Origin of the sequence: Leifsonia sp. Root112D2, assembly GCF_001424905.1 — a bacterium.
GTDB lineage: Bacteria > Actinomycetota > Actinomycetes > Actinomycetales > Microbacteriaceae > Root112D2.
This window is the reverse complement of the sequence record NZ_LMCU01000001.1, coordinates 2,779,530-2,800,064: the sequence shown is the minus strand read 5'-3', so window position 1 is coordinate 2,800,064 and position 20,535 is coordinate 2,779,530. Positions and strand designations below refer to the sequence as shown.

Genomic DNA, 20,535 nt, shown 5'->3' with positions numbered 1-20,535 from the left:
GCGCCCGCGGGCTTCATGGGGGTTAAGGACTAGGGCTTAGAGGGTGATGCCTCTATCGGTCGGCCTGACCGGGAACGGCAACTGGGTCGTCCCTTCAAGATACCTGTCGCAGGCGCTGGCCGCAGCCCGGCCCTCCGCTATCGCCCAAACGATGAGCGACTGGCCGCGCCCTGCATCGCCGGCGACGAAGACGCCCGGGGTGCTGCTCTGGTAGTCGGATGCGCGCTGCATGTTTCCGCGCTCGTCGAAGTCCAGTCCAAGCTGCGCACTGATCTCGGCCTGCTCGGGACCGGTGAATCCGAGTGCCAGCAGCACCAGGTCGGCAGGAATCTCCTTCTCCGTGCCGGCCTTGGGAACGCGGCGCCCGTCGAGGAACTCGGTCTCGGCGACGCGGATGGCCCGCACCTCGCCGTACTCGTTGCGCAGGAACTCGACGGTGGAGGCCAGGTAGGCACGGTGGCCGCCCTCTTCGTGGGCGCTCTGCACCTCGAAGAGCGTCGGCGTCATGGGCCACGGCTGGTGGGCAGGACGCTCGCTCGGCGGTTGCACGCCGATGGCCAGATTGGTGACGGATGCCGCCCCCTGGCGGTGTGCCGTGCCGATGCAGTCCGCGCCCGTGTCGCCGCCACCGAGAACGACCACATGCTTTCCCTGTGCGGTGATCTGGTTCTCGACGACCGTGCCGGCGCCGACCTTGTTCTGCTGAACGAGGTATTCCATGGCGAAATGCACACCGGAGAGCTCACGGCCGGGAATGGGCAGGTCGCGGGGCACCATGGCGCCGGTAGCAACCACAACAGCGTCGTAGCGCGTGCGCAGCTCGTCCCAGCTGATGTCGACACCGATGTTGACGCCGGCACGGAAGCGGGTGCCTTCGGCCATCATCTGGTTCAGGCGCAGCTCGATGTTCTTCTTTTCCATCTTGAAGTCGGGAATGCCGTAGCGCAGCAGGCCGCCGATGCGGTCGTCGCGCTCGTACACCGCGACGGTGTGGCCGGCGCGGGTGAGCTGCTGGGCGGCGGCGAGCCCTGCGGGGCCGGAACCGACGACGGCTATCGTCTTGCCGGTGAGGCGCTCCGGCGGGTGCGGCTGCACCCATCCGTTCTGCCACGCCTGGTCGATGATCGACACCTCGACCTGCTTGATGGTCACGGCGGGCTGGTTGATGCCCAGCACGCACGAGGTCTCACACGGCGCCGGGCAGAGGCGGCCGGTGAACTCGGGAAAGTTGTTCGTCTCCAGCAGGCGGTCGGAGGCCAGTCGGCCCTCACCGCGCCACATGAGGTCGTTCCACTCGGGAATGAGGTTGCCCAGCGGGCAGCCCTGATGACAGAACGGCACACCACAGTCCATACAGCGACCGGCCTGGCGCTGCAACTCGGTCGGGTCACCGGGCTCGTACACCTCTTTCCAGTCCATGAGGCGTACCGAGACCGGACGCCGCTTGGGCAGTTCGCGCTCCGTGGTCTTCAAAAAGCCTTTGGGGTCAGCCACCGGTCACCTCCATGATTCTCTCCCAGACCACGTCGCCGTCGGGGTCGAGCCCCTCATCGACGGCCGTCTGCCTGGTTGCCAGCACCGCTGCGTAGTCGCGCGGGTACACCTTGACGAAGTCGCCAACGGCCTCGTTGAAGTTCTCGAGCATTTTCGCCGCGAGGGCGGAATCGGTCTGCTGCCTGTGCTGCTGCAGCAGATCGCGCACAATCTCGACGTCGGCGCTGCCGAGCGGCAGCAACTCAAGCTCGCCGGATGCCAGCGAGTCCGGGTTCACCCGCTCCGTGCGCAGCTTGTATACATAGGCGGTGCCGCCGGACATGCCCGCGCCGAGGTTGCGCCCCGTTGCACCGAGGATCAGCGCGAGCCCACCCGTCATGTACTCGAGCGCGTGGTCTCCCACACCCTCGACGACGGCCGTCGCACCGGAGTTGCGCACCAGGAATCGCTCACCCACTATGCCGCGAATGAACATGCTGCCCTGGGTCGCTCCGTAGCCGATCACGTTGCCGGCAATCACGTTGCGCTCCGCGGCGAAGAGGCTGCCACGGTCGGGTCGAATGACGATCTGGCCGCCGGAGAGCCCCTTGCCGACATAGTCGTTGGTGTCACCCTCCAGGCGCAGGGTGATGCCGCTAGGAAGGAAAGCGCCGAGGGACTGGCCCGCCGAGCCGCTGAGCGTGACCTCGATTGATCCGGTCGGCAGCCCGTTGAACCCATGGCGCACCGTCACCTCGTGACCGAGCATGGTGCCGACCGCACGCTCCGTGTTGCGGATCGGCAGGCTCAACTCGATGTGGCCGCCGTTCTCCAGCACATCGGCGCTTGCGGCGATGAGCTGGTTGTCGAAGTGCTTGTCGAGTTCGTGATCCTGGCCGCGCGTGTTCTTGAGCGGGGCATCCGCTTCGAATTCAGGGCCGACGAGGATCGGTGCCAGGTCGAGCCCCGACGTCTTCCAGTTTCCTATCGCTTCGTTGACGTCGATCAGCTCGCGGTGGCCAATCACCTCGTCGAGGCTCCTGAAACCGAGCTCTGCCAGGTACTCGCGCACCTCCTGGGCAATGAACTCGAAGAAGTTCACCACAAACTCCGGCTTGCCCGTGAATCGGGCCCGCAGCACCGGGTCTTGCGTGGCCACGCCGACCGGGCAGGTGTTCAGGTGACACTTGCGCATCATGATGCAGCCGGAGACCACGAGCGGTGCCGTGGCGAAACCGAACTCCTCGGCACCGAGCAATGCGCCGATGATGACGTCGCGGCCGGTCTTGAGCTGGCCGTCGACCTGCACGACCACGCGGTCGCGCATGCCGTTGAGCATCAGTGTCTGCTGTGTCTCGGCGAGCCCGAGCTCCCACGGGGTTCCCGCGTGCTTGAGCGAGTTCAGTGGGCTTGCGCCCGTGCCGCCGTCGTGACCGGAGACGAGAATCACGTCGGCAAGAGCCTTCGCGACACCCGCGGCCACAGCCCCGATGCCACTCTCGCTGACGAGCTTGACGTGCACGCGGGCGTTCGGGTTCGCGCGTTTCAGGTCATAGATGAGCTGCTTGAGGTCTTCGATCGAGTAGATGTCGTGGTGCGGCGGCGGCGAGATCAGCCCGACGCCCGCCGTGGCGTGCCGGGTGCGCGCGATCCACGGGTACACCTTGCCGGGTGGTAGCTGGCCGCCCTCCCCCGGCTTCGCTCCCTGCGCCAGCTTGATCTGCAGGTCGTCCGCGTGGGTCAGGTACATGCTCGTAACGCCGAAACGACCGGATGCCACCTGCTTGATGGCGCTGCGTCGCTCGGGGTCGAGCAGGCGGTCCAGGTCTTCGCCGCCCTCGCCCGTGTTCGACTTCGCGCCGATGCTGTTCATGGCGATGGCGAGGGTCGTGTGAGCCTCCTCGGAGATGGAGCCGTAGCTCATCGCGCCGGTGGAGAATCGCTTGACAATGGATGCCACCGACTCGACTTCGTCGAGGGGGACCGCCGGTCGCTGGCCCGTCTTCAGACGGAACATGCCCCGCAGCGTCTTGAGCGCCTCGGCCTGGTCGTCGACGGCCCGCGTGTAGTCACGGAAGATGTCGTAGCGGCGGGTGCGCGTGGAATGCTGCAGCTTGAAGACCGTCTCCGGGTTGAAGAGGTGCGGGGATCCGTCGCGACGCCAGTCGTATTCGCCGCCTGTGGCAAGGCGTTCGTGGGCGAGCACAGCGTCGTCTTCCGGATACGCGCTCGTATGCCGGTCGAGGTTCTCGGCGGCTATCGTCTCGATGCCGACACCACCGAGCTTGCTTGTGGTGCCCGTGAAATATCGCTCCAGGAACTGCTCGCTGAGCCCGACCGCCTCGAACGTCTGTGCGGCGGCATACGACGAAACCGTGGAGATGCCCATCTTGGACATGATCTTGAGCACGCCCTTGCCGAGGGCCTTGATCACATTCTTGACCGCGGCCTCGGCACTAACCGTGGTGATCATGCCGCTGCGCACGAGCTCTTCGCAGGTCTCCATGGCGAGATAGGGGTTCACCGCCGAGGCGCCGTAGCCGATGAGGAGCGCGACATGGTGCACCTCGCGCACATCGCCGGCCTCGACGATGATGCCGACCTTCATGCGGTTCTCGGTGCGAATGAGATGGTGATGCACCGCGGCGAGCATGAGCAGCGATGGCACGGGTGCGAGGTCTTTGTTGGAGTCGCGGTCGCTCAGCACGATGAACTCGGCGCCGGCCTCGATGGCTGAATCGACCTCCTGGCACATTTCTTCGATGCGGTTCTGCATGGCGTCGGGCCCGGCGTCGAAGCGGTAGATGCCCTTGACCGTCGTGGTGCGGGCGCTGTCGAACCGCGGGTCGATGTGCTGGATCTTCGCGAGTTCGTCGTTGTCGATCACCGGGAAGTCGAGCACGACCTGGCGGGCATGCTCGGGACCGGCGGAGAGCAGGTTGCGCTCGGGGCCAACGCCGAGCGCGAGTGAGGTGACCACGGACTCGCGAATGGAGTCGAGCGGCGGATTCGTGACCTGGGCGAACTGCTGGGTGAAGTAGTCGAAGAGCAGCCGCGGCCGCTCGGAGAGGACCGCGATGGGCGTGTCAGTGCCCATGGCACCAAGAGGCTCCGCGCCGGTCTGGGCCATGGGCATCAGCAGGATGCGCAGCTCCTCCTCGGTATAGCCGAAGGTGCGCTGACGGCGGGTGACGGATGCCCGGGTGTGCACGATGTGCTCCCGCTCGGGCAGATCCTTCAGATTGATGCGGCCTTCCTCGAGCCACTCTCCCCAGGGCTGTTCGGCCGCGAGCTCTGACTTGACCTCCTCGTCTTCGATGAGCCGCCCTGCGACGGTGTCGACGAGGAACATCTTGCCGGGGCGCAGGCGGCCCTTGCGCACCACGCGGCTGGGGTCGACGTCGATGACGCCGATCTCGCTCGCGAGTACGACGAGGCCGTCATCGGTCACCAGGAAGCGACCGGGGCGCAGCCCGTTGCGGTCGAGAGTGGCGCCCACGAGCGCGCCGTCGGTGAAGACGATGGCCGCGGGGCCGTCCCACGGCTCCATGAGCATCGAGTGGTACTCGTAGAAGTCCTTGCGGCTCTGCTCGATCTCCGTCTGGTTCTCCCACGCCTCCGGAACCATCATCATGATCGCGTGTGGCAGCGAACGGCCCGAAAGAGTGAGCAACTCCACAACCTCGTCGAAGGATGCCGAGTCGCTGGCGCCCGGCGTGACGATGGGCAGGATCGGTGCCAGATCCCCCAGCAACTCGCTCTCGAGCTGGGACTGGCGGGCACGCATCCAGTTGCGGTTGCCCTGCACGGTGTTGATTTCGCCGTTGTGGGCGATCATGCGGAACGGCTGGGCAAGCGGCCACGACGGAAAAGTGTTCGTCGAGTAGCGCGAGTGCACGAGGGCGAGCTTCGAGGCGAAGCGCTCGTCGGAGAGGTCGGGATAGAACGGTTCGAGCTGCAGCGTCGTGACCATGCCCTTGTAGACCATGGTGCGGCAGGACAGCGAGGTGAAATACACCTCGAACTCGCGTTCGGCGCGTTTGCGCAGCCGGAATGTCTGGCGGTCGAGCAGGATGCCGCGCACGGGCGAGCCGGATTCCCCCAGCCGCGTGCTCTTCACGAAGAGTTGCTCGATGGCGGGCATCGCGGCCCTGGCGAGGGTCCCGATCTCATCGGGCCGCACGGGAACGTCACGCCAGCCGATGACCTCGAGGTCTTCCTCAGCGGCTATGGCCTCGATGGCGGCCTTGACGCGCGCGCGCTCGCCCGCCTCCGCGGGCAGGTAGGCGTTGCCCACCGCGTACCGGCCGGCGCTGGGAAGTTCGAATCCGCTGACGGCGCGCAGGAACGCATCCGGAATCTGGGTGATGATGCCCGCACCGTCACCGGTGCCGGCGTCGGAGCCGACCGCACCGCGGTGCTCCAGGTTGCGCAGCGCGTTCAGCGCCGTGTCGATGATGTCGTGGCCGGCGGTGCCGCGCAGCGTGGCAACCATGGCCAGGCCACAGGCATCCTTCTCGGCGGCAGGGTCATAGAGGCCCTGGCGCGCGGGAATCGAGCCGAAGCGGGAAAATGCGGGGGTAAGCGCCATGGTCTACCGTCCTCACGAAGGTATTACCGAGGTGGGACGCCTTCGGCCCATGAAATAGGGAGGGAGAAACTCCCGCTTGGGAAGCGAGAGACGGTTACTGCGGTGGGGTTCCCGGTGCTGGAATGGTCAGCTTCGGAATCAGGAGCCGAGAAGGCTTGTGGCCCTGGCTTCACCCGGTTCGGTGGTCCGGCCGGCGTCATCGCCGTGATCCTCATCATCCGAATCGGTGTCGTCGAAGTCTACCTCAGCATCGGGCCGTCTCCATTCACGACCCGGTCGGTAGGGGCTGATCTCCTGGCCGGGGTGCCGACGTGTCTGCACGATGATGATGACGATGCCTATGACAACCGCGGCGAAAGCTGCCCACACGTTGCTCTGGATGCCGAGAAAGTTGTATTCGCTCGGATCGATGCGAATCGACTCGAGATAGGAGCGACCGAGCCCGTACCAGATGAGGTAGAGGCCGAACGATTTGCCCCAGCGCAACCGCAGCTTGCGCTCGATGGCGATGATCACAATCACACCGATAATGTTCCAGATGATCTCGTAGAGGAACAGCGGCTGGAACAGCGTTCCCGCGGGCAGCCCGGCCGGGAAGGCGGCGTTGCTCTGTTCGATCTGCAGGCCCCACGGCAGGTTCGTCGGCAGGCCGAAGAGCTCGTGATTGAAGTAGTTGCCGAGGCGCCCCGTGGCCTGGGCCAGCAGCATTCCGGGAGCCAGCGCATCCGCAAATGACCAGAACCGGATGCCGGAGAGCCGGCAGCCGATGTACGCGCCGACGGCGCCGCCGAGCAGCGAACCGAAGATGGCGTTGCCGCCCTCCCAGATGAAGAAGACCTTCCAGAGGTCGGCCCCCTGGTAGAAGTAGTCGGTGGGGTGAGTGAATACGTGATAAAAGCGGGCACCGATGATGCCGATGGGCACCGCCCACAGAATGATGTCGAGCACGACTCCCGGCTCGGCACCACGCTTGGTGAGCCGACGAGAGGTCCAGATGGCGGCGATGATGATGCCGGCCAGGATGCACAGGGCGTAGGTCTGGATGTGCCAGTCGACGAACCAGAACTTGATGGGAATGGACTGCCAGGACGGGTCAGGACTCGGGATGCTCTGGTGCAGCAGACTCAACGGCGCAATCACCCGATGACTCACCTTTCTTGCGGGGGTTCTGAGGGACCATCGGCGCTCACATGCGCCTCGGCCACCATAGTCTAATTCGCGGTGTGCGTTCCTTGAGCACGGGTGCCCTCTGCCAGCGCCGCGGCCACCTCGGCGAGCCGTGCCACGCCTCCGTCGGCGAGTGCCTTCACGAGCGCGGAACCCACGATGGCACCGTCGGCGTATTCGAGCACCTCCGCGACCTGGGCCGCACTGGAGATGCCGAGTCCGACACAGGCGCTCGTTGCTCCGACGGCGCGCAGCCGTGTCACGAGCGCGCGTGCCGCGGAATCGACATCGGTGCGCGCCCCCGTGATGCCCATGGTGGAGACCGCGTAGACGAAACCACGGCTCTTCTCGACCGCCTGGCGCAGCCGTGCGTCTGTCGACGACGGAGCCGCCAGGAACACGCGGTCGAGGCCGGTGCGTTCGGAGGCCTGCAGCCAGGCCGCCCCCTCGTCAGGGATGAGGTCGGGAGTGATGAGACCCGCGCCGCCGGCAGCGAGAAGATCGTCGGCGAAGCGGTCGACCCCGTACTGCAGCACGGGGTTCCAGTACGTCATAAGCAGCACGGGAATCTCGACCTGGCTCGTGATCTCACGCACGGCCGTGAAGCCGTCGCGCAGGCGAAAGCCGCCGGCCAGGGACTGCTGCGTCGCAGCCTGGATGACCGCGCCGTCCATGACGGGATCGGAATACGGCAGGCCGAGTTCTATCACGTCGACGCCGTTGTTCGCCAGCGCCACCGCGGCCTCGATGCTCGTCGAGAGATCGGGGAACCCAGCAGGCAGATAGCCGATAAGCGCCCCGCTGCCTGCATCCGCTCTCGCGGTGATGGCGGATGCGACGGAGCTGCTCACTCCCGCAGCGTTGCCGCTCACGACTGCACCGCGTCGGCATCGAGCAGGTCGAAGTAGCGCCCTGCGGTCTCCATGTCCTTGTCACCGCGACCGCTGAGATTGACCAGGATCGTGGCATCCGGACCGAGCTCACGACCCAGCTGCATCGCGCCGGCCAGGGCGTGCGAGGACTCGATGGCGGGAATGATGCCCTCCGTGCGGCTGAGCAGGCGCAGCGCATCCATGGCCTCGGCGTCGGTGACGGGTCGATACGTGGCCCTGCCGATCTCGGCAAGCCACGCGTGTTCAGGGCCGACGCCCGGGTAATCGAGGCCCGCGGAGATGGAGTGCGACTCGATGGTCTGGCCGTCGTCGTCCTGCAGCAGCAGGCTGCGGGCGCCGTGCAGCACGCCGGCGCGGCCCTTGGTGATGGTCGCCGCGTGACGGCTGGTCTCGACGCCTTCACCGCCCGCCTCGAAGCCGTACAGGGCGACCGAGGGGTCGTCGAGGAAGGCGTGGAAGATTCCTATCGCGTTCGATCCACCGCCCACACAGGCTGCCACCGCAGTCGGCAACGCGCCGGTGAGTTCGAGCACCTGTGCGCGTGCCTCTTCGCCGATGATCTTCTGCAGGTCGCGCACCATGGCCGGGAACGGGTGTGGCCCGGCGACGGTGCCGAAGATGTAGTTGGTGTTCTCGACGTTCGTGACCCAGTCGCGCATGGCGTCGTTGATGGCGTCTTTGAGAGTGCGAGATCCGGTCTTCACGGAGACGACCTCGGCTCCGAGCAGCCGCATGCGGGCCACATTGAGGGCCTGGCGTTCGGTGTCGACTTCACCCATGTAGATGACGCAATCGAGGCCGAACAGCGCGGCAGCGGTCGCCGTGGCGACGCCGTGCTGGCCGGCGCCGGTCTCGGCAATCACGCGGGTCTTGCCGATGCGCTTGGTGAGAATCGCCTGGCCGAGCACGTTGTTGATCTTGTGTGAACCGGTGTGGTTGAGGTCTTCGCGCTTGAGGATGACGCGCGCTCCCCCGGCATGCTCAGCGAAGCGTGGAACCTCCGTGATGAGGGAGGGACGCCCGGTGTACGTGCGGTTCAGGAAGTCGAGCTCCTCGTGGAACGCGGGATCGGCCTTCGCCAGCTCCCAGGCCTCGGACAGCTCATCGAGGGCTGCGATGAGGGATTCGGGAACGAAACGTCCGCCGAAATCCCCGAAATAGGGACCGGTTTCAGAACGGAGGGACATCAGACCGCCAGGAATTCTTCGAGGGTGGCAATGGGGTCGCTCGTGACGAGCGCCTCGCCGACGAGCACGACATCCGCACCGCTCGCGCGGTAGTGGGCGACATCGTCGGCGGACTTCACTGCGGATTCCGCGACGCGCACGACACCGGCGGGAAGTTGATCCGCGAGCCGGCCGAACAGATCGCGGTCGAGCTCGAATGTGGAGAGGTTGCGGGCATTGACGCCGATCAGATTGGCGCCGATGTCGAGTGCGCGCGTGATCTCATCCGCCGAATGCGTCTCGACGAGTGTCGTCATGCCGAGCGAGGTGCTCAACTCGAAGAGCGAGGCCAGGGTGGGCTGGTCGAGCCCCGCCACGATGAGCAGCACAATGTCGGCGCCCGCGGCACGAGCCTCGAACACCTGGTACGGCGTGGCGATGAAATCTTTGCGCAGGACGGGCAGGCTTACGGCCTCGCGCACGGCCTCGAGGTCGGCGAGCGATCCATTGAATTTGCGCTGCTCGGTGAGCACGCTGATGGCGCTCGCTCCGCCCGTCTGGTACGAGACGGCGAGGGCGGCGGGGTCAGAGATCTCGGCGAGAACGCCCCGTGACGGGCTGGAGCGCTTGACCTCGGCGATGATTCTGACTCGTTCGGTCGGCTGCAGCAGGTTCAGCGCGTCGAGCGCGGATTCGCGTTCGATCGCGGCCGATTCGACAGCGGCGAGCGAGCGGCGGGATTCGCGTTCCCCGGCGTCGGCAACGGCCCCCGCGATGAGGTCGGTGAGCACGTGGGTCAGTGACCCTTCGGCGTGTACTTGGAACCGCCGACGCCATAGCCGATTCTCTTCATCACCCAGCCGACCACGAGGCCGAGAAGGAAGATCACGACAGAAACCCACACGAGCCACGCGACAGTCTCGAGGCAGAACGCGACGGTGCCGATCAGCACGGCGACCAGCATGATGATGACAGCCGTCCAGGCTGCGGGTGAGTGTCCGTGACCGGGCTCAACCGATTCCGTGCTCATGAGACTCCTGTTGTTCGTGCGATGAGGGGCCATGCCAGTCTAGCGAAGAGAGAACGAGCCGAGGCGCAGCGGGCTCAGCGGGTGGGATCTTCGGCGTCTGGGCCTTCAGCGGTCGGGGCGGCAGTGCTCGGATCTTCGACCGTCGGATCTTCACCGTGGCTGAGCTCGTCCCAGCTGTCGATGGCTGAATCGCGGCTGTTCGTCGGCTCCAGGCGGGTGGCCTGATACTTTCTCGACGGTCCCGGCCAGCGTGGCGAGGTGACAAGCACGACGACACTTGCCGCGAGCAGCAGGATTCCGCCGGCAACGGCGACCCACGGCCAGACGGATGCGTCCACCCGATCCACGAGATGCGTCACCGAGGCGTCCCCGGCCACGCCGGTTGCAGTTGTCACGGCCGTGGCACCGGCATGTGCCGGATCCCCGATGGCGGCAAAAGCGGAGAACAGGATGCAGGCGCCGATGACAACCCCGAGCACGCCGAGCACGAGCCGGGCGATGCGACCGCCGATGGCCAGGGCCGCCGTCAGCGCGAGGCCGGCCAGAGCCAGCGCCGTCAGGGCGGGCGCGGCGAGCGATCCCTGCACGCTCACTGCCCCGTCATGGTTCGCCGTCGCGTTCAGGTGCAGTGCGTACCAGTTCTGTGTCGCGGCCAGCAGCACGAGGCCGCTGCTGAGAACCGTGGCCAGCATCGCCGTGTACTTGGCGCGCCGATTCGGACGCGGCATCTCGGCTGGTGGCTCGGCATCGGTCGCTGAATTCTGCTCCCGCATCAGGAAACGCGCCTCATGGCGTTCGCCACGGCTACCGCGCGGAGCGGCGCCGCGGCCTTGTTCTGCGATTCCTCGAACTCGCTCACGGGGTTCGAGTCCGCGACGAGTCCGCCACCGGCCTGCACCCGCGCGACCCCGTCCATGAGCGTCGCCGTACGAATGGCTATGGCCAGATCGGCGTCTCCGGCGAAGCCGAAGTAGCCCACGACTCCCCCGTAAACGCCGCGTTGGCTGGTTTCCAGCTCGTCGATGATTTCGAGCGCCCGCGGTTTGGGCGCGCCCGAAAGCGTGCCGGCGGGGAACGTGGCCCGAAAGACGTCGATGGCGGTGGCATCCGGCAGCATGTTGCCCTCGACCGAGGAAACCAGGTGCATGATATGGCTGAAGCGTTCGACCCGCATGAATTCGGTGACCTCGACGCTGCCCGCCTCGCACACCTTGAGCAGGTCGTTTCGGGCAAGATCCACCAGCATGAGGTGCTCGGCGCGCTCCTTCTCGTCGGCGCGCAGGCTCTCGCCGAGTTCGATGTCCTCGTCGGGGGTGGCGCCGCGGGGCTTGGAACCGGCGATCGGGTGCATGAAGGTACGGCGGTTGGCCACCTTGACGAGGGCCTCGGGTGACGAGCCGACGATGGTGTATTCACCGCCGCCAGTGCCGTTCGTGTCCGGCCGGTGCAGATTGAGCAGGTACATGTAGGGGCTGGGGTTCAGGCTGCGCAGCACCCGGTAGACGTCGATCGGATGCGCCGTGAGCGGCTCCTCGAAGCGCTGCGAGATGACGACCTGAAAGATGTCGCCGTCGTGGATGCGTTGTTTTGCGGTGACAACGGCGTCGAGAAAATCCTGCCGCTTGGTACGTGAGACCGCGTTCGACGGCGTGGAGAGGTCCACCTCGGCAAGCCACGCCTCGGACGGCTTCGCTAGGGCGGCCTGCATCGCATCCAGTCGCTGTTGTGCCCCGCTCCACAACTCCTCGGCGCTCTCCTCACCGTCGTTCAGAACGTTGGAGATGAGTTGCACCGTGCCGAACTTGTGGTCGAGCACGACGAGGTCGGCCGCGAAGCAGAAGGCCTGCCCGGGCACGTCGTAGTCGGCTGGTGGCTGGTTGGGCAGCCGTTCGATCTGCCGAATGGCCTCCCAGCCGATGAAGCCGACGAGGCCCCCGGTGAGCGGCGGATGCCCGTCGATGCGCGGTGTCTGCCAGCGCGCGTAAAGGTGCGCGAGAGCATCGAGCGGGGCCAGCCCCGTGGCATCCGCACCGAGGGCGCGCTCGGCCGAGACGCCGTAGTCGAGCCAGCAGATCTCGTCGCCGTGCTGCGTGAGAACACCGAAGGAGGAAACACCCACGAAGGAAAAGCGTGACCAGATGCCACCCTGCTCTGCGGACTCCAGAAGAAAGGTGCCGGGTCGGCCCGCCGCGAGCTTGCGATAGATGCCGACCGGGCTCTCGCCGTCTGCGAAGAGTTCGCGGGTCACCGGGATCACGCGGTGCTCGGCGAGCAAGGCCGCGAAATCGCTCGAGGTGGTCGTACCGGTTGCGGTAGTCATTGCTGCGGCTCCAGGGGGCCAGAAACGGTGGGGTTCAGAATGGTGGGGTTCAAAGGATCGACGTCGAAGCAGGCGTGCGCGCCGGTGTGGCAGGCGGCGCCGATCTGCTCCACCTGAACCAACAGGGTATCGCCGTCGCAGTCGAGCGCCGCGCCGCGCACATACTGTGCGTGGCCGGAGGTGTCGCCCTTGCGCCAATATTCGCGGCGGGAGCGCGACCAGAACGTCACACGGCCCTCGGTCATGGTGCGCCGAAACGCCTCGGCATCCATCCAGCCCATCATGAGCACCTCATGGCTGTCCCACTGCTGAATGATCGCCGGCACCAGGCCCGCGTCGTTGAAGGTAATACGGTCAAGGCCTTCCACCGCGCGGTCGTCGGTCATGAGCGCACCTCCAGTCCTGCTGCGGCGAGGGAAGACTTGACCTCGCCGATGGTGATCTGTCCCGAGTGGAAGACGCTGGCAGCAAGCACAGCATCGGCTCCGGCCACGATGGCCGGCGCGAAGTGCTCGACGGCTCCCGCGCCCCCGGAGGCGATCACGGGAACAGAGCTGATACCGCGCATGAGCGCTATCAACTCGGTGTCGAACCCGGCCTTGGTGCCGTCGGCGTCAATCGAGTTCACGAGCAACTCACCCGCGCCGAGCGCTATGGCCTGCTCGGCCCATTCGAGCGCATCGAGCGTCGTCTCGGTGCGACCGCCGTGGGTCGTCACCACGAAACCGGATGCCGTACCCGGCGCCCGCTTCACGTCCAGCGACAGCACCAGCACCTGGGCACCGAAGCGGTCGGCTATCTCGCCGATGAGGGCGGGGCGCGCAATCGCGGCGCTGTTCACGCCGATCTTGTCCGCTCCGCTCGCCAGCAGGCGGGAGACGTCCTCCGTACTGCGCACTCCCCCGCCGACGGTCAGTGGTATGAAGACCTGTTCGGCCGTCGCCCGCACCACGTCGTAGGTCGTGTTGCGGTTGTCGACGGTCGCCGTGACGTCGAGAAAGGTCAGTTCATCCGCGCCCTGCTCGTAGTAGCGCCGGGCGAGTTCAACGGGATCGCCCGCGTCGCGCAGGTTCTGGAAGTTGACCCCCTTGACGACGCGTCCGTCTGCCACGTCGAGGCAGGGAATGACCCGCACCGCGAGGGACATCTCAGATCCTGGCCGCGTGGATGGGCGTGACGAGAATGGCGCGCGCGCCGAGGTCGTACAGCGCGTCCATCATGTGGTTGGTGCCGTCGCGACGCACCATCGCCCGCACGGCCACCCATTCGGGGTCGCGCAGCGGCGACACCGTTGGCGACTCCACGCCGGGGGTCAGCGCAACGGCCTGCTCGAGCAGCTTGACCGGCAGGTCGTAGTCCATGAGCACGAACTGGCGAGCCACCATGACGCCGTGCAGCCGCCGCAGCAGAACGTCGACGCCGTGTACGTCGCCGGCCGCGGCATCCGGCTCGCGACTGATGAGTACGGCCTCCGAGGCGAGAATGACCGGGCCGAAGATCTCCAGGCCCTGTTTCTGCAGGGTTGAGCCGGTCTCGACGACATCGGCGACCGCATCCGCGACGCCGAGGCGCACCGCGGACTCGACGGCGCCGTCCAGGGTGACGAGATCGGCCGAGATCCCGGATGCCGCGAGAAAGCTCCCGACGAGTCCCGGATAGCTTGTCGCCACACGGGTGCCCTCGAGGTCGGCGAGCTCCGAGAACGCACCCGTCGGGCCGGCGAAGCGGAACGTCGACTTTGCGAAGTCGAGTGTGGCGATCTCTGCCGCGCTCGACCCGGAATCCAGCAGCAGGTCGCGCCCCGTGATGCCCACATCGAGCGCGCCGGAGCCGACATAGGTGGCGATGTCGCGGGGGCGCAGGTAGAAGAACTCAACGTCGTTCTGCGGGTCGGCGACGATGAGTTCTTTGGGGTCGCGGCGACCGTTGTAGCCGGCCTCGAGCAGCATTTGTGCTGCGGTTTCAGACAGGGAGCCCTTGTTGGGCACCGCAATTCTCAGCATGGTGATGGCCTATCGATAAAAGTGTCAGGGGGTGTGATGTTCGAACATCTGTGGTGTGCACATCACAGATGTCGGTACACATCCGCCGTCGACAGCCCGCGCTCAATCATGAGCACCTGCAGGTGGTAGAGCAGCTGCGAGATCTCCTCGGCCGTGTTCTCTGTGGTCTCGTATTCGGCGGCCATCCACACCTCGGCGGCCTCCTCGACGATCTTCTTGCCGATGGCATGCACGCCGGCGTCGAGTTCCGCAACGGTGCGAGAGTCGGCCGGACGGGTCCTGGCTTTCTCGCTCAGCTCGGCGAAGAGGTCGTCGAAAGTTTTCACGAATACAGGCTACCGGTATCGCATCAGTGGCTGTGTCGCGCGGCCGTCTCGCGCAGCAGCGCGATCCGGGCAGCGGGGTCTTCGGAGGCGAAGACGCTGGAGCCGGCCACGAAGGTGTCCGCCCCGGCCTCCGCCGCGGTCACTATGGTTTCCTCGGTGATTCCGCCGTCGACCTGCAACCACACGTCGAGACCGGATTTCAGGGCTCGTTCGCGCAGCATCCGCAGCTTGGGCATCGTCTCGGGCATGAACGACTGGCCGCCGAACCCGGGTTCGACGGTCATGACGAGTACTTGATCGAATTCGGCCAGCAGCTCGAGATAGGGCTCGATGTCGGTGCCTGGCTTGAGCGCGACGCCGGCGCGCGCGCCCATCTGCCGCAACTGGCGTGCCAACGCAACCGGATCGCTCGTCGCCTCGGCGTGGAAGGTGACAGAGAACGCGCCGAGCTCGGCGTATCCAGGCGCCCAGCGCTCGGGGTTTTCGATCATGAGGTGCACGTCGAGCGGAATCGTCGCCACATCCTGCACACGACCGACCATTTGGGGCCCGAAGGTGAGGTTTGGCACGAAATGGTTGTCCATGACGTCCACGTGCACGAGATCGGCGCTGGAGATGCGGCCCAGATCGCGCTCGAGGTTCACGAAGTCGGCGGCGAGAATGCTCGGATTGATTCTGACGGGCATGGTGCCAGCCTAGCGGCGTGGGGTGAGGCCGGGGTCGTGCAGGAGAGTGAGCGCATACGCAAACGGCGGCGTGAACTCAGACTCGGGATGCTCGCGGGGATCGATCAGCTCGACGCCGCGCACATCCTCGACGTTCTCGATGGGCTTCACGGTGTCAAGCACGCGCACGATGGCAATCGACCCGCGATGGTTCGAGTTGACCGGCTCGCCGGTACTCGACTCTGTGATGAAGAAATCGAATGGATGCCACGACACGACGTGAACGTCGGCTACCCCGCATTCCTCGTGTAGCTCCCGAAGAAGCGTCTCCTCGGATGTCTCGTCGCCTTCGGGCGACCCTCCCGGAAGGTCGAGCATGCCTGTGTACGGGCCTCGCGCCTTTCGGATCGCCACGACGCGGCCGTTCTGACGCCATGCCCCGTAGACGCCGTAGTGTGCCACCAATGCAGCCTATGGGGTTCGGAACCTGAGCGAGATTGCAACCTGACCGCCCTCAATCCATCGGCAAGTCCCTCGCTCGAAAATGTGAGATAAATATTCGATAGCTTGTCGAACTGTCCTCTCACAATGTCGGTGGTGTGTTCGATAGTTGAGTCATGGTCGAAAACGAGGAAAGCGACGAGACGCGTGAACTGAAGACGCGCCTGTCCGCTGCCGCGTTGTTGAACGCATCGCTTGCGGCCGTGCAATGCCTGCAGATGAACGCGATCTACGAGGCCGTGTTGCTGGCCCGGCGGCATCCGGAGTTATACGTGCTGCCGGGTGCGGCGCAGACGCGTGCGGAGGGCATCCGGCTCGCCGAGCGCTCGGTCGTCTTCGACCTGGCTTTGCGCCTGTCGAAATCGGAGAACGTGATCTGGTCGCTGCTTCACGACACGGAGACACTGATCGCGCGGCTGCCGAAGGTGTGGGCGGAGTTTCGAGGCGGCCGAGTGCCCCACAGTAATGTGCGCACTGCTGCCGAACTGGCGCGAAGCCTCCCCGACGATTCACCGGTCTTCGATGAACTCGATGCGCTGCTCGTCGACAGGGCTGCACGACTGACTCCGTCGAAATTCCGTACGGCAGCGCGTGTGATCCGTGAGCGGCTGCATCCGGCGGACCCGGTTGAGCGTCATCAGGCGGCGGCCGTTGATCGGCGAGTCGAGATCGAACCGGCCGATGACGGCATGGCGTGGATGCATCTCTACTCGGATGCGCCCGCCATCATGAAGATCGACGCGCGCCTGACCGCGGCGGCGTCACGGCAACGAGCGCAGTCCGATGAGAGCCGCACCCTGGCTCAGTTGCGTGCGGATGCCGCGGCCGACCTGCTCACCGGTAGAGGAACTCCGAACGAGGTTGTGACCCACGTGCAGATCTCGGTGCCGGTGACGACGCTGCTGAATCAGCCCACGTTGCTCACACAGGCACAGCTGGCTCCGGCCGTCCTTGACGGTTACGGACCCATTGATGAGGCGACCGCACGGTTGCTGGTGGCGGATGCCCCGTCGTTCCGGCGAATCTTCACGGATCCGATCAGCGGTGTCGACCTGAACATGGACCGGCGAAGCTACCGCCCCACCGCGGCACAGCGTGAGTGGCTGCGACGCAAGTTCCGCAGCTGTGTTGTTCCGCACTGCTCCAGAGCGTCGCGTGAGTGTGACCTGGACCACACGACCGATTGGCAGTTCGACGGCACCACCAACGACGACAACCTCGCCCCGCTCAGCCGCGGGCACCACAGCCTCAAACACAAGACGAAAATCACGCTGAGTCGCGCCGAAGGCGGTCGCTATGCCTGGACCACGCCCACGGGCTTTACGCGCACCAGCGATCCGCCGCCCTTCTGATACTCAGAAGGCCAGGAGCGCCTGACTGTAGAGCTCGCGGTGCAGGCGAGTGTGACGCGAGACCACCAGGCACCGACGGTTGAGCCAGCTCGCGTAGTGTCCTTCGTAGGGCAGCTGCACGACGGTGTGCAGGCCGTGCTCCCAGGCAGTGATGAGTGCCGGCAGCGCTTGCCGTTCGGGCGTGTCTTCCAGCCTCAGCGCGTGCTCGCCTCTGATCAAGGATCGCCAGCGGTTCACCGCGCCAAGGTCGATGCCTTCTTGCCAGATCTCGGAGGGCCCCCAGAACCGGTGATCAAGGTCCTCGTCCGGAGTTTCGGCGATTGCTCGCAAGGTGCCTTCGTCGGGAACGTTACTGACCGTCGGCGCATCGAATCGTGACCAGGCACGATCCCAATCGCGCAACCACAGCCGTTCCACATCCGCCGGATTCCAGCCATCAGGTGGTGCCGAGGCGACGACCTCGAACGCAGGATCCAGCGGCGGGACTGAGGGAATGCTCAGCGACCACGCAGCGCGGACGTAAAGCATCTGATCGAGCGGGAACGGACCATCTTCGATGGCGATCACCATGTCGTGAGGCCACGGGTTGCCGGGCAACGGCCGATCTGCGCGCATGGTCGATCTTTGCGCGAATGGAGACCACCCGGCAAGCGCCGACACCCGAGAGCGGCGCCGCTACGTGCGTTCCGTCGAGGGCTGCTTCGTCAGCAGGGCGATGAACATCGCGTCAGTGCCGTGCCGGTGCGGCCACAACTGCACCTGGTCGTCGCGGCCCGCGAGATCTGGTTCGGTGAGCGTGACGGCCGAGACCAGCTGGCGGGTCGGCAGCGGCTCGATCTCGCCGTGCCAGCGTTTGACCGCATCGTCGACGGCAATGCGCGTCTCTGCCACATGCGGCGAGCAGGTCACGTAGGCGAGAATGCCCCCCGGCTTCAGTGCGCGCACCGCGGCGTCGAGCAGTTCGGCCTGCAGACGCCCCAGTTCTGCCACGTCTCGGGGCGACTTGCGCCAGCGGGCCTCGGGGCGCCGACGCAGTGCGCCGAGGCCGGTGCATGGGGCATCCAGCAGAATGCGGTCGAAACCTTCGGGGTCGCTCTCGCCTATCGAGATGCCGTCGCGTTCCCAGACCGGCGTCTCGCCCGGAACGGGCGCTAACGCATTGCGCACCAGTTCGGCGCGTGCGGGTACCAGCTCGTTGGCGATCAGGGTCGCGCCGCCGAGGCGTGCCTCGGCGGCCAGCAACGCCGCCTTGCCGCCAGGCCCGGCACACAGGTCGAGCCAGCGCTCTCCCGCAACAACCGGGCGTGCCCGGGTAAGCGCGAGCGCCGCGAGCTGCGAGCCCTCGTCCTGAACCCGCACGGCACCCGCATTGCCGGTCACGATGGCCTGGGGGTCTCCCCCGGCCAGCACGAAGCCGGTGGGCGCGAAACGATTGCGCTCGGCATCCGCCGGAATCTCGGCAACACCGGGCAGTGCCACGAGGTTCACGCGCGGCGGCGCGTTGTCCGCCTCGAGCAGGGCCTCGAGTTCACTCGCGCGCCCCTCAGCCTCCAGCGCCTGCCGAAACGCGCGAATGATCCAGGCCGGATGCGACGCCAACGCGCCCAGCGCGTCATCAGCGCCGTTCGCCGCGGCCCGCACGCGCTCCCGCCATTCATCGGGCGTGTGCCGGGTGATCTCGCGCAGCACGCCGTTGCAGAAGCCCGTCGCCGACTGTGACCCGACGGTGTGGGCGAGCGCGACGGACTCATTGACGGCGGCGTGCTTCGCGACGCGCATCGAGAGAAGCTGGTGCGCGCCGAGACGCAGCACGTCCAGAATCGGCGCGTCGATTTTGTCGACATCGCGGCGCGCGGCCAGCGCAATGACGCGGTCGTAGTAGCCGAGCATGCGCAGCGTGCCGTACGTGAGTTCGGTGGCCAGGCCGGCATCCGCCTGTGACAGGCCCGCCCGGGCAATGCGGGTAGGCAGCAGCAGGTTGGCATAGGCATCCGACTCGCGCACGGCCGTGATGACCTCCAGCGCCACGCGACGGGCCGGCTGCGCGTACGAGCCGACTCTGTTCGGTCGCCCGCCGGATGGCTTGGGGTTCATCGCGCCACCGCCTTCTCGCGATTCGCGAGGCCGCGCCACCAGTCGAGCGCACACATGGGGCGCTTGCCCGCGGGCTGAACCTCGAGAAGTCGAATCGGGTGGCTTGCGGTGCCCACGAGCACCCCGGCCGCATCCGCCTCGAGTGCGCCAGGGGCAAGCCCGGAGGCATCGGGCGCGAGTCGCGCTGCGCCGATCTTCAGCCGCTGGCCGTCGATTTCCGTGAAAGCGCCGGGTTCCGGTGTGACGGCACGAATGCGGTTGTACGCCTCCGTTGCGCCGACGGTCCAGTCGATGCGGGCATCCTGCAGAGTGATCTTTGCGGCGGCGGTCGGCTCGCCCCGCTGCGGTGACGCTGTCGCGCGCCCGGCGGCGAGATCGTCGACGACTGTCGCTAACAGTTCGGCTCCGGTGTGCGACAGTGCGTCGAGCAGTTCGCCGGATGTTTCATCCGGCCCGATGGCGCGGCTGAGGCTCGCGTAAACATCACCAGCATCCAGGCCCGCCACGAGCTGGAACACGGCGGCGCCGGTCGCGGTGTCGCCGGCGAGGATGGCCCCCTGAACGGGGGCTGCACCACGCCAGCGCGGCAGCAGCGAGAAGTGCAGGTTGATCCAGCCGAGCCGTGGCGCGCTCAAAAGGGGCTCGCGCACCAGGCCGCCGTAGGCGACTATCACGCCGAGATCCGGCGAGAGGGCGGTGATCTCGGCGGTTGTGGCCTCATCGAGCCGGTTCGCCTTGATCGTCGGGATGCCGAGTTGGGCGGCGTGCGCGGCGACGGCCGAGGGCGTGAGCACTCGTTTGCGTCCGAGCGGCGCGTCGCTGCGAGAGATGACGGCGACGACATCGTGGGGGCCGTCGGCCAGCACCTGAAGCGCGGCAACGGCAACGTTCGGGGTTCCGGCGAACACGAGCCTCATGCGGCGGTCGGTGTGCTCAAGGAATCAGGGGTAAAGG

19 protein-coding genes are annotated in these 20,535 nt (G+C 66.4%); 1 reads left to right on the top strand and 18 read right to left on the bottom strand.

The features are described from left to right. Positions 1-36: 36 nt before the first annotated feature. From ASC63_RS13085 to ASC63_RS13015, 15 genes are all read right to left on the bottom strand, one after another. Entirely contained in the window at positions 37-1,494 is a 1,458-nt protein-coding gene (locus ASC63_RS13085; RefSeq protein ID WP_055814123.1) for a glutamate synthase subunit beta, read from the bottom strand. After that, a complete protein-coding gene (gene gltB / locus ASC63_RS13080; RefSeq protein ID WP_055814120.1) occupies positions 1,487-6,064 on the bottom strand; it encodes a glutamate synthase large subunit in 4,578 nt (1,525 codons plus the stop codon). The genes ASC63_RS13085 and gltB overlap by 8 nt, the downstream gene beginning before the upstream one ends. A gap of 138 nt (positions 6,065-6,202) precedes the next feature. Next, positions 6,203-7,204, bottom strand: a complete 1,002-nt coding sequence (gene lgt, locus ASC63_RS13075) for a prolipoprotein diacylglyceryl transferase (RefSeq protein WP_235492243.1) — start codon at positions 7,202-7,204, stop codon at positions 6,203-6,205. Positions 7,205-7,275: 71 nt separating this feature from the next. Beyond that, on the bottom strand, positions 7,276-8,082 hold the full coding sequence (gene trpA / locus ASC63_RS13070) for a tryptophan synthase subunit alpha (protein WP_055815533.1): 807 nt from the start codon (positions 8,080-8,082) through the stop codon (positions 7,276-7,278). A gap of 17 nt (positions 8,083-8,099) precedes the next feature. Next, on the bottom strand, positions 8,100-9,311 hold the full coding sequence (trpB, locus tag ASC63_RS13065; RefSeq protein ID WP_055814117.1) for a tryptophan synthase subunit beta: 1,212 nt from the start codon (positions 9,309-9,311) through the stop codon (positions 8,100-8,102). Further along, on the bottom strand, positions 9,311-10,081 hold the full coding sequence (gene trpC, locus ASC63_RS13060; protein ID WP_055814114.1) for an indole-3-glycerol phosphate synthase TrpC: 771 nt from the start codon (positions 10,079-10,081) through the stop codon (positions 9,311-9,313). Before trpC ends, trpB begins: the two co-directional genes overlap by 1 nt. Before the next feature lie 5 nt (positions 10,082-10,086). After that, on the bottom strand, positions 10,087-10,320 hold the full coding sequence (locus ASC63_RS13055; RefSeq protein WP_055814111.1) for a DUF6704 family protein: 234 nt from the start codon (positions 10,318-10,320) through the stop codon (positions 10,087-10,089). Between the two features lie 74 nt (positions 10,321-10,394). Next, complete coding sequence (locus ASC63_RS13050) at positions 10,395-11,093, bottom strand: Trp biosynthesis-associated membrane protein (RefSeq protein ID WP_055814108.1); 699 nt, start codon at positions 11,091-11,093, stop codon at positions 10,395-10,397. Next, positions 11,093-12,640 (bottom strand): anthranilate synthase component I, encoded by a 1,548-nt coding sequence (locus tag ASC63_RS13045; RefSeq protein WP_055814105.1) that lies wholly within the window; start codon positions 12,638-12,640, stop codon positions 11,093-11,095. The genes ASC63_RS13050 and ASC63_RS13045 overlap by 1 nt, the downstream gene beginning before the upstream one ends. Then, positions 12,637-13,026 (bottom strand): phosphoribosyl-AMP cyclohydrolase, encoded by a 390-nt coding sequence (hisI, locus tag ASC63_RS13040; RefSeq protein WP_055814102.1) that lies wholly within the window; start codon positions 13,024-13,026, stop codon positions 12,637-12,639. The genes ASC63_RS13045 and hisI overlap by 4 nt, the downstream gene beginning before the upstream one ends. Then, positions 13,023-13,787, bottom strand: a complete 765-nt coding sequence (gene hisF, locus ASC63_RS13035) for an imidazole glycerol phosphate synthase subunit HisF (protein ID WP_055814099.1) — start codon at positions 13,785-13,787, stop codon at positions 13,023-13,025. The genes hisI and hisF overlap by 4 nt, the downstream gene beginning before the upstream one ends. Position 13,788: 1 nt before the next feature. Further along, positions 13,789-14,643: an ATP phosphoribosyltransferase gene (gene hisG, locus ASC63_RS13030; RefSeq protein ID WP_055814097.1), complete on the bottom strand. Its 855-nt coding sequence runs from the start codon at positions 14,641-14,643 to the stop codon at positions 13,789-13,791. A 62-nt stretch (positions 14,644-14,705) separates the two neighbouring features. Beyond that, positions 14,706-14,969: a phosphoribosyl-ATP diphosphatase gene (locus ASC63_RS13025; protein WP_055814094.1), complete on the bottom strand. Its 264-nt coding sequence runs from the start codon at positions 14,967-14,969 to the stop codon at positions 14,706-14,708. Between the two features lie 23 nt (positions 14,970-14,992). Then, entirely contained in the window at positions 14,993-15,655 is a 663-nt protein-coding gene (rpe, locus tag ASC63_RS13020) for a ribulose-phosphate 3-epimerase (protein WP_055814091.1), read from the bottom strand. Positions 15,656-15,664: 9 nt separating this feature from the next. Continuing rightward, on the bottom strand, positions 15,665-16,096 hold the full coding sequence (locus ASC63_RS13015; RefSeq protein ID WP_162242899.1) for an NUDIX domain-containing protein: 432 nt from the start codon (positions 16,094-16,096) through the stop codon (positions 15,665-15,667). Positions 16,097-16,251: 155 nt separating this feature from the next. Between ASC63_RS13015 and ASC63_RS13010 the strand changes: the two genes are divergently transcribed. Then, a complete protein-coding gene (locus ASC63_RS13010) occupies positions 16,252-17,487 on the top strand; it encodes an HNH endonuclease signature motif containing protein (protein ID WP_055814085.1) in 1,236 nt (411 codons plus the stop codon). A gap of 3 nt (positions 17,488-17,490) precedes the next feature. Here ASC63_RS13010 and ASC63_RS13005 read toward each other — a convergent pair whose 3' ends face one another. The 3 genes from ASC63_RS13005 to fmt form a co-directional block, all read right to left on the bottom strand. Then, positions 17,491-18,057, bottom strand: coding sequence for a hypothetical protein (locus ASC63_RS13005; protein WP_157487675.1), 567 nt, complete (start codon positions 18,055-18,057; stop codon positions 17,491-17,493). Positions 18,058-18,162: 105 nt separating this feature from the next. Further along, entirely contained in the window at positions 18,163-19,581 is a 1,419-nt protein-coding gene (locus tag ASC63_RS13000; RefSeq protein ID WP_055814079.1) for an RsmB/NOP family class I SAM-dependent RNA methyltransferase, read from the bottom strand. Next, entirely contained in the window at positions 19,578-20,498 is a 921-nt protein-coding gene (fmt, locus tag ASC63_RS12995; RefSeq protein ID WP_055814075.1) for a methionyl-tRNA formyltransferase, read from the bottom strand. The genes ASC63_RS13000 and fmt overlap by 4 nt, the downstream gene beginning before the upstream one ends. Positions 20,499-20,535: the final 37 nt, after the last annotated feature.

Coding starts and splice junctions, on each gene's coding strand:
- rpe (WP_055814091.1), bottom strand. CDS start 15,655: ATGCCCGTCAGAATCAATCCGAGCATTCTCGCCGCCGACTTCGTGAAC.
- ASC63_RS13055 (WP_055814111.1), bottom strand. CDS start 10,320: ATGAGCACGGAATCGGTTGAGCCCGGTCACGGACACTCACCCGCAGCC.
- ASC63_RS13050 (WP_055814108.1), bottom strand. CDS start 11,093: ATGCGGGAGCAGAATTCAGCGACCGATGCCGAGCCACCAGCCGAGATG.
- hisF (WP_055814099.1), bottom strand. CDS start 13,787: ATGTCCCTCGCGGTGCGGGTCATTCCCTGCCTCGACGTGGCAGACGGA.
- ASC63_RS13010 (WP_055814085.1), top strand. CDS start 16,252: ATGGTCGAAAACGAGGAAAGCGACGAGACGCGTGAACTGAAGACGCGC.
- fmt (WP_055814075.1), bottom strand. CDS start 20,498: ATGAGGCTCGTGTTCGCCGGAACCCCGAACGTTGCCGTTGCCGCGCTT.
- ASC63_RS13045 (WP_055814105.1), bottom strand. CDS start 12,640: ATGACTACCGCAACCGGTACGACCACCTCGAGCGATTTCGCGGCCTTG.
- gltB (WP_055814120.1), bottom strand. CDS start 6,064: ATGGCGCTTACCCCCGCATTTTCCCGCTTCGGCTCGATTCCCGCGCGC.
- ASC63_RS13005 (WP_157487675.1), bottom strand. CDS start 18,057: ATGGTGATCGCCATCGAAGATGGTCCGTTCCCGCTCGATCAGATGCTT.
- trpB (WP_055814117.1), bottom strand. CDS start 9,311: ATGTCCCTCCGTTCTGAAACCGGTCCCTATTTCGGGGATTTCGGCGGA.
- hisG (WP_055814097.1), bottom strand. CDS start 14,643: ATGCTGAGAATTGCGGTGCCCAACAAGGGCTCCCTGTCTGAAACCGCA.
- ASC63_RS13000 (WP_055814079.1), bottom strand. CDS start 19,581: ATGAACCCCAAGCCATCCGGCGGGCGACCGAACAGAGTCGGCTCGTAC.
- hisI (WP_055814102.1), bottom strand. CDS start 13,026: ATGACCGACGACCGCGCGGTGGAAGGCCTTGACCGTATTACCTTCAAC.